The sequence below is a fragment of the Nocardia sp. NPDC005746 genome (assembly GCF_040630785.1).
GTDB lineage: Bacteria > Actinomycetota > Actinomycetes > Mycobacteriales > Mycobacteriaceae > Nocardia.
The window spans coordinates 248,462-262,530 of the sequence record NZ_JBEXYE010000004.1; the positions used below are offsets into that span (position 1 = coordinate 248,462).

Here is a 14,069-nt window from a genome sequence, read left to right on the forward strand (position 1 = left end):
ACCGCTGCCGCTCCACCCGGCGCACCTCGGTGAATCCGGGTACATTCCAAAAGATTTCGGCGGGCCGGGTGCGAGCTGGTCCGGGTGCGGACGGGAACGAGCCGATGATCGAGGTGCCGCGGCACGAGATCGACGCCAAGTCGATCAGGGAAGTGGACGAGGGGTCGGTGGCCCCGGTGGTCTACCGGGCCCGGCGGCCGGTGCGGCCGGACGGGCCGAACTTCTCGCGGTCCATGGACGGGGTGCTGCTGGCCACCATGCTGCTGCCGGATCCGGCGGCGCTGCGGTCGCGGACCTGGTATTTCGCCCATTCGACCGAGCAGACGGTGACCCGGCGGTTCCGGGCGGACGGGATCGAATCCGGCTTCGACCGGCACGACAAGGTGGCGGGCTGGCGGGCGGCGTTCTGGTGGACGCTCATCGCCCGCGACGCCGAGGCCATGGCCGAGCTGGTCGACTACCCGATCGACCGGCTGCGCGAGTTCGGCGACGACGCCTTCGACGACTTCCAGTACGAGTGGGTGCGGCTGCTCCAGACGGCGTGGCGGTACGGTCCGAAGAGCGTCTACGAGGCGGCCTGGGCGCTGGACACCACCAGCCGCGTGGGCGCGCAGGGCGTCACCGACCTGCTGTTCCGCCCGGCCGTGGAGGTGTTCATCCGGCTGGCCGACGGTGATTCCGAGGGCTTCGACCGCGAGCTGACCCACGCGCTGCGACGACATCGGGCGTTCTTCGACAACGACGTGTGGCGCAACGATCCCGAGGGCGTGTTCTCGCTGCCGCTGCTGGGTCTGGCCTGCTGGGCCCGGGACCTGGGGTATCGGACGACCGTCCGCTCGGAGTACCTACCGGCCGGATTCATCGATCGGCCGGATTGGATGTTCTCCCCGGAACTGGGTGACGAGCTGGCCCGCCTCGCCGCCGCGAAGGCCCGCCTGACCGAGGCCGACGCCGATCGCGCGTCCTAGAATCGCACCGAATCGCCGAGGAACTCACACCGAATCGTTCAGGTCAACCGTCCAAGTGGTTTGCTCGGCGTTGATCTATGATGCCCGTCACAAATCGGACAATCTATCCAGGGGATTTCCCGGAAAACTGCGGAAAATTCGATCCGGCAGTCGGAACGACCCTTCTGACGTGGCACAATAAGCCACATGACTGGACTTGGAGTACGACTCGTGGCGCGTCGCCATGTCGACTTCAAGCGTGTCTGCAGCGCGAGCTGTCTGTCCGGAAGCCTCCGGTAGATCGGCTCCCATTCTCCCGGAATCCGGCGTCGGCCTGACGCCGTATAGAGCCGGTTCTCTGATATCGGAGGCGTGAGCCAGCCCCTCCCGCCTGCCCGCAAGACCTTCAGGAGCGACCCCCATGACGTCGAGCACCGACGCCACCAGTTCCGATACGCCGCAGACTGTGCCCGATTCGGCACAACCCGTCCGGCGTGAGCGCACGGCCCGTCCGGTGAAGCGCAAGTCGGAGGGCCAGTGGGCGCTCGGCTACCGCGAGCCGCTCAACGCCAACGAGCAGTCCAAGAAGGACGACAACCCGCTCAACGTGCGCGCCCGCATCGAGAACATCTACTCGAAGCAGGGTTTCGACTCGATCGACAAGAGCGATCTGCGCGGCCGCATGCGCTGGTGGGGTCTCTATACCCAGCGCGAGCAGGGCTACGACGGCACCTACACCGGCGACGAGAACATCGACCTGCTCGAGGCCCGCTACTTCATGATGCGGGTGCGGTGCGACGCGGGCGCGCTGAACCTCGCCCAGCTGCGCACCCTCGCGGGCATCTCCACCGAGTTCGGCCGCGACACCGCCGACCTGTCCGACCGCGAGAACGTCCAGTACCACTGGATCGAGATCGAGAACGTGCCGGAGATCTGGCGTCGCCTCGAAGCGGTCGGCCTGCAGACCACCGAGGCGTGCGGCGACTGCCCGCGTGTCGTGCTGGGCTCTCCGCTGGCCGGTGAGTCGCTCACCGAGATCCTCGACCCGACCCCGGCCATCGACGAGATCGTCAAGCGCTACATCGGCAAGAAGGAATACTCCAACCTGCCGCGCAAGTTCAAGACCGCCATCTCCGGCCAGCAGGACGTGGTGCACGAGATCAACGACGTCGCCTTCGTCGGCGTCGTTCACCCCGAGCACGGGCCCGGCCTGGACCTGTGGGTCGGCGGCGGCCTGTCCACCAACCCGATGCTGGCCCAGCGCCTCGGCGCGTGGGTGCCGCTCGACGAGGTTCCCGACGTGTGGGAAGCGGTCGTCTCGCTGTTCCGCGACTACGGCTACCGCCGCCTGCGCACCAAGGCCCGCCTCAAGTTCCTGGTCAAGGACTGGGGTGTGGAGAAGTTCCGTCAGGTGCTCGAGGACGAGTACCTGAAGCGCAAGCTGATCGACGGCCCCGCGCCGGTGCAGCCGGAGCGCCCGATCGACCACATCGGTGTGCAGAAGCTGCGCAACGGCCTCAACGCCATCGGCTTCTCCCCTATCGCCGGTCGCGTGTCGGGCACCATCCTGACCCAGGTCGCCGACGCCGTCGAGGCGGTCGGTTCGGATCGGGTGCGCTTCACCCCCTATCAGAAGCTCATCGTCCTCGACGTCCCCGAAGACAAGGTCGAGCAGCTGATCGACGCGCTGGAACCGCTGGGCCTGCACGGCCGTCCGTCCATCTGGCGGCGGAACCTGCTGGCGTGCAGTGGCATCGAGTTCTGCAAGCTGTCGTTCACCGAGACCCGCAAGCGCTCGCAGGTGCTCGCGCCGGAGCTGGAGCAGCGGCTCGCGGACATCAACGCGCAGCTCGACGTGCCGATCACGATCAATATCAACGGCTGCCCCAATTCCTGCGGCCGGTCCCAGATCGCCGACATCGGCTTCAAGGGCCAGCTCGTCGACGACGGCGACGGGAATCAGATCGAGGGCTTCCAGGTTCACCTCGGAGGCAGCCTGGGACTCGACTCCGGCTTCGGCCGGAAGTTGCGCCAGCACAAGGTCACCAGCGAGGAACTGGGCGACTACATCGAGCGCGTGGTGCGCAACTTCGTCAAGAACCGTGACGAGGGTGAGCGTTTCGCGGTGTGGGCTGTCCGCGCCGATGAGGCAGACCTGCGGTAGTTGGGAGAGACATCAATGACCACAACGAAACTCGCCGAGTCCGAGCTGCGCGCCCTCGTCGAGAAGGGCAATGCCGAGCTGGGTCCGAACGCGACCGCGCAGGAACTGCTGCAGTGGACCGAGGACACCTTCGGCGCCAACTACATCGTCGCGTCGAACATGCAGGACGCCGTCCTGGTGCAGCTCGCCTCGCAGGTCCGCTCCGGCGTGGACGTGCTGTTCCTCGACACCGGCTACCACTTCGCCGAGACCATCGGCACCCGTGACGCGGTCGAGCTGGTCTACGGCGTGAACATCGTGAACGTGCAGCCGGAAACCACTGTCGCCGAACAGGATCAGCTCCTCGGCAAGGACCTGTTCGCGCGTGACGCCGCCGAATGCTGCCGCCTGCGCAAGGTGGTCCCCCTGAAGAAGTCCCTCGTCGGATACAACGCCTGGGTGACCGGCATCCGTCGAGTGGAGGCGCCGACTCGCGCCAACGCACCCCTCATCTCCTACGACGAGGGCTTCGGCCTGGTGAAGATCAATCCGATCGCCGCCTGGTCCGATGACGAGATGGCGGCCTACATCGAGGCCAACGGCATTCTCGTCAATCCCCTTGTGGAAGAGGGCTATCCCTCCATCGGTTGCGCTCCGTGCACGCGGAAGCCGGAACCGGGATCCGACGCGCGATCCGGCCGCTGGGCCGGGCTCGCCAAGACCGAATGCGGGTTGCACGCCTCATGACCACACTCGAGACCGAATTCGACACCCTGGCCGCGCTCGAATCCGAGTCCATCCACATCTTCCGTGAGGTGGCAGGCGAATTCGAGCGGCCGGTGATCCTCTTCTCCGGCGGCAAGGACTCCACCGTCCTGTTGCACCTGGCGATCAAGGCCTTCTGGCCGGCGCCGCTGCCGTTCGCGCTGCTGCACGTGGACACCGGGCACAACCTGCCCGAAGTCCTCGCGTTCCGCGACAAGGTGGTCGAGAAGTACGGCCTGCGACTGCATGTCGCCTCGGTCGAGGACTACCTCGCCGACGGCCGCCTGACCGAGCGCCCCGACGGCATCCGCAACCCGTTGCAGACCGTCCCGCTGCTGGACGCCATCAACGAGAACCGCTTCGACGCGGTGTTCGGCGGCGGCCGCCGCGACGAGGAGCGTTCGCGCGCCAAGGAGCGCATCTTCTCGCTGCGCGACGCCTTCGGCCGCTGGGACCCCAAGCGTCAGCGTCCCGAGCTGTGGAACCTGTACAACGGCCGCCACGCTCCGGGCGAGCACGTGCGCGTGTTCCCCATCTCCAACTGGACCGAGCTCGACATCTGGCGCTACATCGCCCGCGAGGACGTGGAGCTGGCCAGCATCTACTACGCCCACGAGCGCCCGGTGTACCAGCGTGACGGCATGTGGATGACCCCCGGCGTGTGGGGCGGCCCGGCCGAGGGTGAGGAGCTGCTGGTCAAGTCGGTGCGCTACCGCACCGTCGGCGACGGATCCACCACCGGCGCCATCATTTCCGACGCCGCCGACAATGACGCGATCCTCGCCGAGGTCGCCGCGTCCCGGCTCACCGAACGTGGCGCGACCCGAGGCGACGACCGTGTCTCCGAGGCCGCCATGGAAGACCGCAAGCGAGAGGGTTACTTCTGATGTCCGACCTGTTGAGACTGGCCACCGCCGGATCGGTCGACGACGGCAAGTCCACCCTGGTCGGCCGGCTGCTGTACGACACGAAGTCCGTGCTCGCGGACCAGATCGACGCTGTCACCCGCGCGTCGGTCGACAAGGGTCTGTCGACTCCGGACCTGTCGCTGCTGGTGGACGGTCTGCGCGCCGAGCGCGAGCAGGGCATCACCATCGACGTGGCCTACCGCTACTTCGCCACGCCCCAGCGGTCTTTCGTGCTCGCCGACACCCCGGGCCACGTCCAGTACACCCGCAACACCGTGTCGGGCGCGTCGACGGCGCAGCTGGTGATCCTGCTGGTCGACGCCCGCAAGGGTGTCATCGAGCAGACCCGCCGCCACGCCGCCGTCATGGCGCTGCTGGGCGTGCCGAAGCTGGTGCTGGCCGTCAACAAGATCGACCTGGTGGACGACCCGGCCGGCGTCTTCGAGAAGATCACCTCCGAATTCGGTGAGCTGACCGCCAAACTCGGCTGGGCTCCCGAGGATATCCAGGAGATCCCGGTCTCGGCGCTGCACGGCGACAATGTCGCCTCGCGCTCGGAGAACACCCCGTACTACACCGGTCCCTCGCTCATCGAGCACCTGGAGTCGGTGCCGGTGGACGCGGACGTGCACGGCCGCCACGAGATCGGGCTGCGCTTCCCGGTGCAGTACGTGATCCGGCCCCGCACCGCCGAATACCCCGACTACCGCGGCTACGCGGGTCAGGTCGCGGCGGGCCTGGTGTCCAAGGGCGACGAGGTCGTGGTGCTGCCCTCCGGCACCCGCACCACCGTCGAGCGCATCGACACCCCCAATGGTGAACTCGCCTCGGCGCAGCCGGGCCGCAGCGTCACCCTGGTGCTGGCCGACGACGTGGACGTCTCGCGCGGTGACGTGATCGCCGCCGCCCAGGGCGCTCCCGAGCCGATCGACGCCTTCGACGCCACCGTCTGCTGGCTCGGCGACAAGCCGCTGCGCCCGGGCGCGCGCCTGCTGCTCAAGCACGGCACCCGCACTACCCAGGCCATCGTCGGCGCGCTCATCGAGCGGTTCGACGAGCAGCACCTGGCCGCCGACCCCAACCCGGAGTCGCTGTCGCTCAACGACATCGGCCGCATCTCGGTGCGCGTGGCCGACCCGATCGTGGCCGACGACTACAGCGTCAACCGCCACACCGGCTCGTTCCTGCTGATCGATCCCGCGGGCGGCAACACCCTGGCCGCGGGCCTGGTCGGCGACGCGCTGACCGCGGTCGAAGTCGGAGCCTGACATGAATCCGCCCGGCAACGGCGCAGTTCCGGCCGTCTCGCCGGGCGGTTCGGCCCCGCACAACGCCCTCGGCCCGGCCCCGGACACCGCACCCGGTTCGGCGCTCCACACCGTGCCCGGCGCGCCCAGGCACACAGCGGATGGTCCGGCACCGCGCATCGTGACCGATTCGGCGCTCGGCACCATGGTGACCGTGCGCGGCGGGGCGGCGTCGCCCTTCCGCGTCGAGCACGCGCCCGCGCTGATCGCGGTGGCGCACGGCAGCCGTGACCCTCGCTCGGCCGCGACCATGCGGGACGTGGTGGCGCGGATCGCGGCGCAGCGGCCGGATCTCGATGTGCGGCTGGCGTTCCTGGATCTGAGCACGCCGTCGGTGGATCAGGTCATCGATGCCGTTGCGGCCGATGGGCATGCGCACGCCGTGGTGGTGCCGTTGCTGCTGGGCAACGCGTTTCACGCGCGGGTGGATCTGCCCGGCCTGCTGGACGCCGCGCGCGACCGGCATCCGCAGCTGCGGCTGACCCAGGCCGAGGTGCTGGGGCCCGATCCGCATCTGATCATCGCCCTGCGCGATCGCATCGTGGCGGCCATGGCCGCGGGCACCGACTTCCGGCCCGCCGCCGTCAGCGAGGCCTCGACCGGGCGGCTGCGCCGCACGGCCGGTCCGCGCTGGGGCATCGCCGTCGCCGCCGTCGGCTCGACCTCCGCGATCGCCAACACCCGTACCGGTGACGTGGCGCGACTGCTCACCGCCATGACCGGCTGGGACACCGAAATCTGTTTCGCCACCACACAACCCACGGTCGACAAGGCTTTCGCCCGCCTGCGGTCACGCGGCGCCGAACGCATCCTGGTCGCCCCCTGGTTCCTGGCCCCGGGCCTGCTCACCGACCGCCTGCGCGAGGCGCTGCCGCTGGTCCGGCACGCCGAGACGATCGGCGCGCACCCGCTACTGGCCGAAGTGGCATTGGACCGCTACGCCACCGCCGCGCTCCCGCTCGAACTCACCGCCTGACCGAATCCCGAAGCCCCCGACCGTCAGTCGAGGGCGACGCGGTCCCACGTGTCTCCGCCGTCGCGGGTCAAGTACAGGATGTCCATACCGTCCGGCGCCTCCCCGACGTAGCTCAGGCGGGCATAACCGGTGGCGGGCGTGAAGAACTCGCCTTGTGCGGGGGCCCCGCTGACCGACATCCCCTTCGGCGCCGGCGGGTTCAGCGTTTGCGCCCACGTGCGGCCACCGTCGTGGGAGGTGCGCAGAGCGGTCGGAGCGCCGGGTTCGCCGGTCGGCACCGCGACGACCAGATCCCCGGTGGTGCCCGCCCCGATCAGCGTGGCGTACTTGCCCCGAGGTGCTAGCGCCCCGAGATCGGTGAAGGTGTCACCGGCATCGGTGGACACGTACAGGTGATGCTCCCCTTGCCGCGAGTCCACCTCACCCGTGGGGTCACACGAGATCGCCAGTTCAGTGGCCGAGATCGCGGCCAGTTCCGGCCTGTTGACGCTGACGCACGGCAACGGGAATGACGACCATCTGCCGTCGACCACCCGAGCCCCCACCCATTTCGACGCGCCGCGCGCGGGCGTACTGACCACCCCCGCGAACCAGCTCGTCGATCCGGCCTGCACCACAGTGAAATCCACGGTGATCGACGAATCCCGGCCGCGTCCCTCCACGACCGGGAAGCGCGGTGTCGCGGTGAAATCGTCCGCGCCGACCGGGCTGCTGACCATCCGGGCCTCGCCGGTGCGCCCGTCGAAGGCCACCACCCGCACGGTGCCGTCGGCGATCACCGCTCGCACACCGAATGCGGGAAGTTCGACGTCCCCGGGCAGCCGCACTCGCGACCAATGGCTTCCCCCGTCGTGTGACCACCACAGTTCCAGCTCCTGGGCTCCGTACGTGTCGGGCCACCGCAGGGCGAACCAGTTACGAGCATCGGCGATTCCGAACCACTCGTAGTCGAATGCCGGCGCCGTCACCGGTTCCCAGTTCCGGCCGCCATCCACCGTGTGGAAGAGCCTGTCGCACTTGGTGCCGCAGTAGCCCTGCGCACCTCTCAGCCAGCCCTCGGCATCGGAGACGAAGGTGACCGCTCCCGGTTCGAAAGGGGGCCCGACCAGTGCTTCGGAGATCTCGTCGCGCACCGTGTCGCATGCCACGGGAACAGCCAGCGACACTCCGAGCACAGCGCACGCCAGCACCTTGCCCCACGACTTCACTCGAAGCTGCGCTCTGCTCAACGGGTTTGGTTTCCGGGTTCGGGGAACGGCAGGTACGGGATGAGGGAGTGGGCGAGGTTGGTGATGGTGAGCGATTGCAGCCAGACTCGGCCGGGACCGGTGAGGGCGGCGAGGAACAGGCCGTCGCCGCCGAAGAGGACATTGCGGATGCCCTTCATCATGGTGATGTCGAAATCGACCGAGGCGTCGAACAATCCGACGTGGCCGGGGTGGACGCGCAGGGTCTCGCCCGGGGCCAGGTCGTAGGTGATGACCTCGCCGGAGAGCTCCACCCAGGCGTAGCCCTCGCCGCTGAGCCGCTGCAGGGTGAAGCCGCTGCCGCCGAAGATGCCCGCGCCCAGGCGCCGCTGGAAGCTCAGGGCCACCCGGACATCGCCCGCGGCGCAGAGGAATCCGTGCCGGTGGACCAGGTATTCGCGGTCCTTTCCGATCCGCACGGGCAGGATCTGGCCGGGGAGTTTCGCCGCGAAGGACACGCTGCCCGACCGGCGGTGCGCGGTGTACTCGGTCATGAACAGGCCCGCCCCGGCCATGGCCCGGCGGACCGCGCCGAAGACGCCGCCGGCCGCGGCCCGGGTGGAGGTGTTGAGGCGGATGCTCTCGGTCATCCACGACAGCTGGCCCGCTTCGGCGACGAGGCTGTCGCCGGGGTCGAGGGCGACCTCGAGCACCGGCATGACCGTCCCCCGGATTCTGGCGTCCATCAGGCTTCCCCTCCTGTGCGCACAACTCACCCCAGTGTGCCCGACGTCGACCGTGGCGTGATCGTCGTGGACTTGCCACCACACCGATGGGATCAGTAAATTAGGATTTCCTTACCTAATAGAAGGCTCGACATGCTCCAGATCAGCGGCACCCGGCAGCACACCGGGACAGCGGGCATCCCGCAAGACTCCTGGGGCATCACGGCCGCGTACGCGCTGCTGGCCACCGGCGCGCTGACCGCCGCCCTCTGGATCGCCGCCCACGTCACCGCGAGCCCGGCCGTCCACCACGGCGGCGTGTTCGTCCACCTCGCCTCGCTGGTGGTGGGATTCGGCGGCGTCCTCACCGCCGACTCGTTCGTACTGCGTTGGGCCGCGGGCCGTCTCGACCTCGCGTCGGCGCTGCGCGCGGTGAGCCGTCTGCACGTCCCCATCTGGCTGGGCCTGGCCGGACTGGTGGCCAGCGGCTGCGTGCTGGAACCCGACCTCTCGTCCACGATGACCCGCACCAAGCTGGCGCTGGTCCTGGCGCTGACGCTCAATGGAATTCAGGCCTACTCGCTCAATCGCAGACTCACCGCGCGCGGCGATGCTCCCTTGACCGCGCGGCTGCTGGCGTGGGGCGCGGCCACCGGGATGGCGTCGCAGGTCTGCTGGTGGGGCGCGACCGCCATCGGCTTCCTCAACGCCCGGCGCTGATCCCCCGCCCGATACGCTGGGCGAATGATCAAGGCTGCGGTATTCGATGTGGGCGAGACGCTGATCGACGAGACGCGCATCTGGTGCCGCTGGGCCGACCGGCTCGGCGTGCCCCGCTTCGCGTTCCTCGGCGTCATCGGCGGTATGGCGGCCACCGGACGTCCCCTCACCGACGCCTTCGCCCTGTTTCGGCCCGACCTCGACCTGGATGCCGAGCAAGTGGCCTGGGCCGCCGAGGAACCCGCGAGCCTGCGCAACAACTTCGACGCCGACGACCTCTACCCCGACGTGCACCGCGCGCTGCGCGAACTGCAGCGGCGCGGGATCACCGTGATCATCGCGGGAAACCAGCCGCCGCAGGCGAAGTCGGCTCTCGAGCGCATGGACCTGCCGGTGGACGCGGTCTACACCTCGGCCGAGTGGGAGCTGGAGAAGCCGGACCCCGAGTTCTTCGCCAAGGTCGCGGAGGTGGCGGGGGTCGAGCCCGGCGAGATCTGCTACGTCGGCGACCGCGTCGACAACGATGTGCTGCCGGTGCTGGCGGCGGGCATGCGGCCGGTGCTGATCCGGCGCGGGCCGTGGGGCTATCTGACCGCGGAGCTGCCGGACGCGGCCCGGGCGACGGTCATCGACAGCCTCGACGAGCTGCCCGATCTGCTCGCGCCCGCCTGAATTCCCAATACATGACGCATCAAGCGTGACGGCTGTTTTCCGCCAGCGACTGGTCTCCGCGCGGCGTTGACTATGACATGTCAACGAAATCCGCTCTACCGCAAGGAGACACAGTCATGACCCGGTTCGAATCCAAGGTCGTCCTGATCACCGGTGCCACCTCGGGAGTCGGTGCGGCCGTGGCCCGGCGGATCGCCGCCGAGGGCGGGGCCGTCGTGCTCGGCGCACGCGGCAAGGAAGCCGGCGACCGCATGGCCGAGGAAATCCGCGCCGCCGGCGGACGGGCGCTGTTCGTGCCCACCGACGTCACCGTCGACGCCGACGTGGAACGGCTCACCGCCGCGGCGATCACCGAATTCGGCCGCCTGGACGGGGCTTTCAACAACGCGGGCGCGGTCAACGCCTTCGGCCCGGTGCAGGACATCGACGCGGCGGGCTGGCGCGCCGACCTCGAACTGAACCTGACCGCCGTCTATCACGGCCTGCGCCACCAGGTTCCGGCGCTCGCGGCCACCGGCGGGGGCGCGATCCTCAACAACGCCTCCAACCTGGGTGTGGTCGGGATGGCGCAGGTCGCGCCGTATGTGGCCGCCAAACACGGGGTGGTGGGCCTGACCCGCGCCGTCGCCCTGGAAGCAGCGGACCGGTCCATCCGGGTCAATGCCCTGGTCTCGGGCGCGGTCGACACCCCCGCCTTCCGGAATTCCATGGGCGCCACCCCCGAAGGCGAGGCCGCCATCGCCGCCCTGCACCCGCTCGGACGCATCGCCCGCCCCGACGAGATCGCCGCCTTCTGCGCCTATCTCCTCAGCGACGAGGCGTCGTTCATCACCGGCGCGGCTCTCGCCGTCGACGGCGGCTTCACCGCCCGCTGACCTGCCGCGCACATGCGACAGGCCCACCACCGCGTCCGGGCACTGGAACGCGTGGTGGGCCGGTCACTCTGGTGTCAGGGCCGCGAAGCCCGCAGATCCCCGCCCCCTGACACCGGTCCACGCGAGGGATTCCCCTCACTCGACGGGACGAGGCGGGGCGGGCCGGTCGGTCCCGCCCCCGCCTGCGTCACCATGGGAAGCCGGCGGATGGTGGGACGCCACCGCCCGATCTCCCCCGCCACCCGCACCGGCGCGCGGGACAACGCGCCTGGTGAGAGCCAGACCGAAAGCCAACGCCGCCAACGACGCCGAACCGGCGGGCCGCGCCGGACCCCGCGGCCCCGAGGCCCGCGATCGATCCGACGCCCGCGCCGAGCCCCGCCCGAGCGGGCGGAAAGCGCACTGCCGCAAGGGGTCAGCGTTTGCCACCGCCACCACCCTTGCCGCCTCCACCGGCCCCACCGCCGCCGCCCATACCGCCACCAGCTCCGCCGCCCATACCGCCACCGTGGCTGCCGCCGGTCGAAGAACCGCGCGTGCCACCCTTGGACGAGCCGCCGCCCTGGGAACCGCCACCGGTCGCGCCACCCTGGGAATCGCCACCCGTCGCGCCGCCCTCGGAGCCGCCGGGAGATGCTGTGCCGCCGCCGGTTCCAGCGCCACCATTGGCCCCGCCGGGCTTCGAACCGCCCTGGTTGGAACCGCCAGGGTTCGAGCCGCCCGCATTGGAGCCACCGGGGTTGGAACCGCCCACGTTCGAGCCACCGGGGTTGGAACCACCCGGGTTGGAACCGCCGGGGTTCGAGCCGCCAGGGTTGGAACCGCCAGGATTCGAGCCACCGGGGTTCGAGCCGCCGGGGTTGGAACCGCCGGGGTTCGAGCCACCGGGATTTGTGCCTCCACCGTTGGAGCCGGGTGAGGCACCGCCGGCGTTCGCGCCGGCGGAGTCGCCGGTCGCGCCGCCCCCTGCCGAGGCACCGCCGCCGGATGTCGTACCACCCGTGGTGGTTCCGTCGGTTCCGCCGGGCGTCGAGGTGCCGGGGCTACCGGTGCCGCCACCGGGGCCGCCTGTGGCACCGCCGGGAGTCGTGCCGCCGGGCTGGCCCGAACCCGGCTGGCCCGCACCGGGATGGCTCGTGCCGGGCTGGCCGCTGCCGGGTTGACCTGCGCCGGGCTGGGTTCCGCCGGGTTGTGTCGTGCCCGGCTGAGTCGTACCCGGCTGGCCGGTGCCCGGCTGCGTCGTCCCGGGCTGAGTCGTCCCGGGCTGGCCGGTACCGGGCTGGCCGGTACCGGGCTGGGTTGCGCCGGGAAGGGTGCCGGGGATCCTGACTTTGGGGGTCTGGCCGACGTAGCCGCCGATGGTCCAGCCCGCGAGGACGGGGTTCTGGAACGGGAGCGGGTTGGTGAACTGGGCCGGGTTCGCGTAGGTGACAGCGGGATTGGCCAGGGTCAGGGCGCGGGTCTCGCAGTGGCTGCCGCCGCCGGTGGTGTCGACGGGGCGGCCGTTGTACCAGGTGGAGGTGACCGTCGGGGCCTGCGGCGCGTAGCTGCGCACGGCGGCGACGGTGGCAACGGCGTGAGAGCGGGTGCCCGCGGGGGCGGCGGCTTCGTCGAGGACCCTGACGTCCCCGCCGCCGAGGGCCGAGGTGCCGGCGGGCGGGTCGGTGGGTTCGGGGGCAGCCTGCATTCCGGGCGGCCCGGCGACGGGTCCGCCGAGCACGGTGGCGGCGGACATGGCGAGCGCGGAAGCGACTGCGGCGCCGGAGATCACGGCGGCGCGAGGGGCGTAGCGCCCGATGGCAGAACCGGTATCGACGCTGCGAAAGGCGGCGATGGCCGCGCCGACGGCGGCGGTGTGCGCGGGATCGGGCGACATGACGACCGGGCGGCCCAGATCGGACAGCACGCGCGCCACCTCGGGGGGCCGCGCCGCGCCGCCGATCAGCAGCACCCGGTCGATCTCCTCCATGTGCAGCCCGGCCCGGTGCACGACGGATCGGACCAGGCGTAGCGAATTGCGAATGTGCCAGCTGCGCAGCCGGTTCGTGTCGGAGGCGGGCACCACGGCCGAGACGGGCTCGGTCGCGCCGGGCGCGATGCTGCGCGCGTACTTGGCCAGCAGTGCGCCCAGCGGCCGCCCGCCGAAGTCGTACGACCGTTCGGCGCGGCCGAGGATGCCGCGCTCCTCCACCTCGGATTCGGTGCGCACCACGGCCAGATCGAGGCTGTTGCCGCCGAGGTCGTAGACCAGGGTGATCCCGTTCTCGGAGAGGCCGTATTCCTCGTCGAGCCATTCGACGGCGGCGACCGGTTCGGGCATCAGGGTGACGTCCGCCGCGCCGGACCAGTCCAGCGCCCGCCGGATGCGGGTGACGAGTTTGTCCGAATAGCAAGCGGGATACGTGGTTACGGCGGGCGCTTCGGGCGCATGGGATTCGATCAGCCCGTTCACCACCGCCGCGATGAGGTCCGCGGGCGACCAGATGCGGCCCCCGATGACCACCGGGTCGGGATCGGCCGTGAGGTCGGCGAAGTCGGTGACCACCGGCGCGAACCGGGGAACCCCCCCGATCTGCGGGCCGCCGGCGCTGTCGAAGGTGACAGCGGTCCGACGAACCCGCACGGCGGGTCGGTTCCTTTCACCGGCCGTGGTGGCCCATACAGAGTTCACTGTGCCGATGCTCATGCCAAAGCCAACTGTCATTGCTATCCCGTCAACGCACCGAGACCACGGCCCATCAGGCGTACCAACCATGTGGTCGCGGTCGTTTTCCAAACAGCGCGTTCAGGTTAGCTCGCGTTTGCGGGCATTGAATATCGAATCGGGAGCGAAGATTTCTCGCC

General features: G+C 70.0%; 12 protein-coding genes. 9 read left to right on the top strand and 3 right to left on the bottom strand.

All coding sequences use genetic code 11. The annotated features are described in order from the left end of the window. Positions 1-104 precede the first annotated feature (104 nt). From ABZ412_RS09955 to ABZ412_RS09980, 6 genes are all read left to right on the top strand, one after another. Positions 105-968, top strand: a complete 864-nt coding sequence (locus ABZ412_RS09955; protein ID WP_357278610.1) for an immunity 49 family protein — start codon at positions 105-107, stop codon at positions 966-968. 400 nt (positions 969-1,368) lie between these two features. Then, positions 1,369-3,111 (top strand): nitrite/sulfite reductase, encoded by a 1,743-nt coding sequence (locus tag ABZ412_RS09960; protein WP_357278612.1) that lies wholly within the window; start codon positions 1,369-1,371, stop codon positions 3,109-3,111. Positions 3,112-3,126: 15 nt separating this feature from the next. After that, positions 3,127-3,837 carry a phosphoadenylyl-sulfate reductase gene (locus tag ABZ412_RS09965; protein ID WP_357278614.1) on the top strand — a complete coding sequence of 237 codons (711 nt, stop codon included), beginning with the start codon at positions 3,127-3,129 and terminating at the stop codon, positions 3,835-3,837. Next, entirely contained in the window at positions 3,816-4,742 is a 927-nt protein-coding gene (cysD, locus tag ABZ412_RS09970) for a sulfate adenylyltransferase subunit CysD (RefSeq protein ID WP_357278616.1), read from the top strand. Before ABZ412_RS09965 ends, cysD begins: the two co-directional genes overlap by 22 nt. Continuing rightward, positions 4,742-6,031: a GTP-binding protein gene (locus ABZ412_RS09975; protein WP_357278618.1), complete on the top strand. Its 1,290-nt coding sequence runs from the start codon at positions 4,742-4,744 to the stop codon at positions 6,029-6,031. Before cysD ends, ABZ412_RS09975 begins: the two co-directional genes overlap by 1 nt. Before the next feature lie 184 nt (positions 6,032-6,215). Then, a complete protein-coding gene (locus tag ABZ412_RS09980; protein WP_357279030.1) occupies positions 6,216-7,046 on the top strand; it encodes a sirohydrochlorin chelatase in 831 nt (276 codons plus the stop codon). Positions 7,047-7,069: 23 nt separating this feature from the next. Here ABZ412_RS09980 and ABZ412_RS09985 read toward each other — a convergent pair whose 3' ends face one another. Then, positions 7,070-8,275, bottom strand: a complete 1,206-nt coding sequence (locus tag ABZ412_RS09985; protein ID WP_357278620.1) for a hypothetical protein — start codon at positions 8,273-8,275, stop codon at positions 7,070-7,072. Then, positions 8,272-8,979 carry a TIGR00266 family protein gene (locus ABZ412_RS09990; protein ID WP_357278622.1) on the bottom strand — a complete coding sequence of 236 codons (708 nt, stop codon included), beginning with the start codon at positions 8,977-8,979 and terminating at the stop codon, positions 8,272-8,274. Before ABZ412_RS09990 ends, ABZ412_RS09985 begins: the two co-directional genes overlap by 4 nt. 132 nt (positions 8,980-9,111) lie before the next feature. Between ABZ412_RS09990 and ABZ412_RS09995 the strand changes: the two genes are divergently transcribed. The 3 genes from ABZ412_RS09995 to ABZ412_RS10005 all read left to right on the top strand — a co-directional run bounded on the left by ABZ412_RS09995 (position 9,112) and on the right by ABZ412_RS10005 (position 11,225). Then, positions 9,112-9,678 (top strand): hypothetical protein, encoded by a 567-nt coding sequence (locus ABZ412_RS09995; protein WP_357278624.1) that lies wholly within the window; start codon positions 9,112-9,114, stop codon positions 9,676-9,678. 24 nt (positions 9,679-9,702) lie between these two features. Further along, on the top strand, positions 9,703-10,350 hold the full coding sequence (locus tag ABZ412_RS10000) for an HAD family hydrolase (protein WP_357278626.1): 648 nt from the start codon (positions 9,703-9,705) through the stop codon (positions 10,348-10,350). 116 nt (positions 10,351-10,466) lie between these two features. Then, on the top strand, positions 10,467-11,225 hold the full coding sequence (locus ABZ412_RS10005; protein ID WP_357278628.1) for a glucose 1-dehydrogenase: 759 nt from the start codon (positions 10,467-10,469) through the stop codon (positions 11,223-11,225). A gap of 415 nt (positions 11,226-11,640) precedes the next feature. Here the strand turns inward: ABZ412_RS10005 and ABZ412_RS10010 are convergent, their stop codons facing one another. After that, positions 11,641-13,848: an Hsp70 family protein gene (locus tag ABZ412_RS10010; protein ID WP_357278630.1), complete on the bottom strand. Its 2,208-nt coding sequence runs from the start codon at positions 13,846-13,848 to the stop codon at positions 11,641-11,643. Positions 13,849-14,069 lie beyond the last annotated feature (221 nt).

Coding starts and splice junctions, on each gene's coding strand:
- cysD (WP_357278616.1), top strand. CDS start 3,816: ATGCGGGTTGCACGCCTCATGACCACACTCGAGACCGAATTCGACACC.
- ABZ412_RS09960 (WP_357278612.1), top strand. CDS start 1,369: ATGACGTCGAGCACCGACGCCACCAGTTCCGATACGCCGCAGACTGTG.
- ABZ412_RS09955 (WP_357278610.1), top strand. CDS start 105: ATGATCGAGGTGCCGCGGCACGAGATCGACGCCAAGTCGATCAGGGAA.
- ABZ412_RS10000 (WP_357278626.1), top strand. CDS start 9,703: ATGATCAAGGCTGCGGTATTCGATGTGGGCGAGACGCTGATCGACGAG.
- ABZ412_RS09975 (WP_357278618.1), top strand. CDS start 4,742: ATGTCCGACCTGTTGAGACTGGCCACCGCCGGATCGGTCGACGACGGC.
- ABZ412_RS09965 (WP_357278614.1), top strand. CDS start 3,127: ATGACCACAACGAAACTCGCCGAGTCCGAGCTGCGCGCCCTCGTCGAG.
- ABZ412_RS09990 (WP_357278622.1), bottom strand. CDS start 8,979: ATGGACGCCAGAATCCGGGGGACGGTCATGCCGGTGCTCGAGGTCGCC.
- ABZ412_RS09980 (WP_357279030.1), top strand. CDS start 6,216: ATGGTGACCGTGCGCGGCGGGGCGGCGTCGCCCTTCCGCGTCGAGCAC.
- ABZ412_RS10005 (WP_357278628.1), top strand. CDS start 10,467: ATGACCCGGTTCGAATCCAAGGTCGTCCTGATCACCGGTGCCACCTCG.
- ABZ412_RS09995 (WP_357278624.1), top strand. CDS start 9,112: ATGCTCCAGATCAGCGGCACCCGGCAGCACACCGGGACAGCGGGCATC.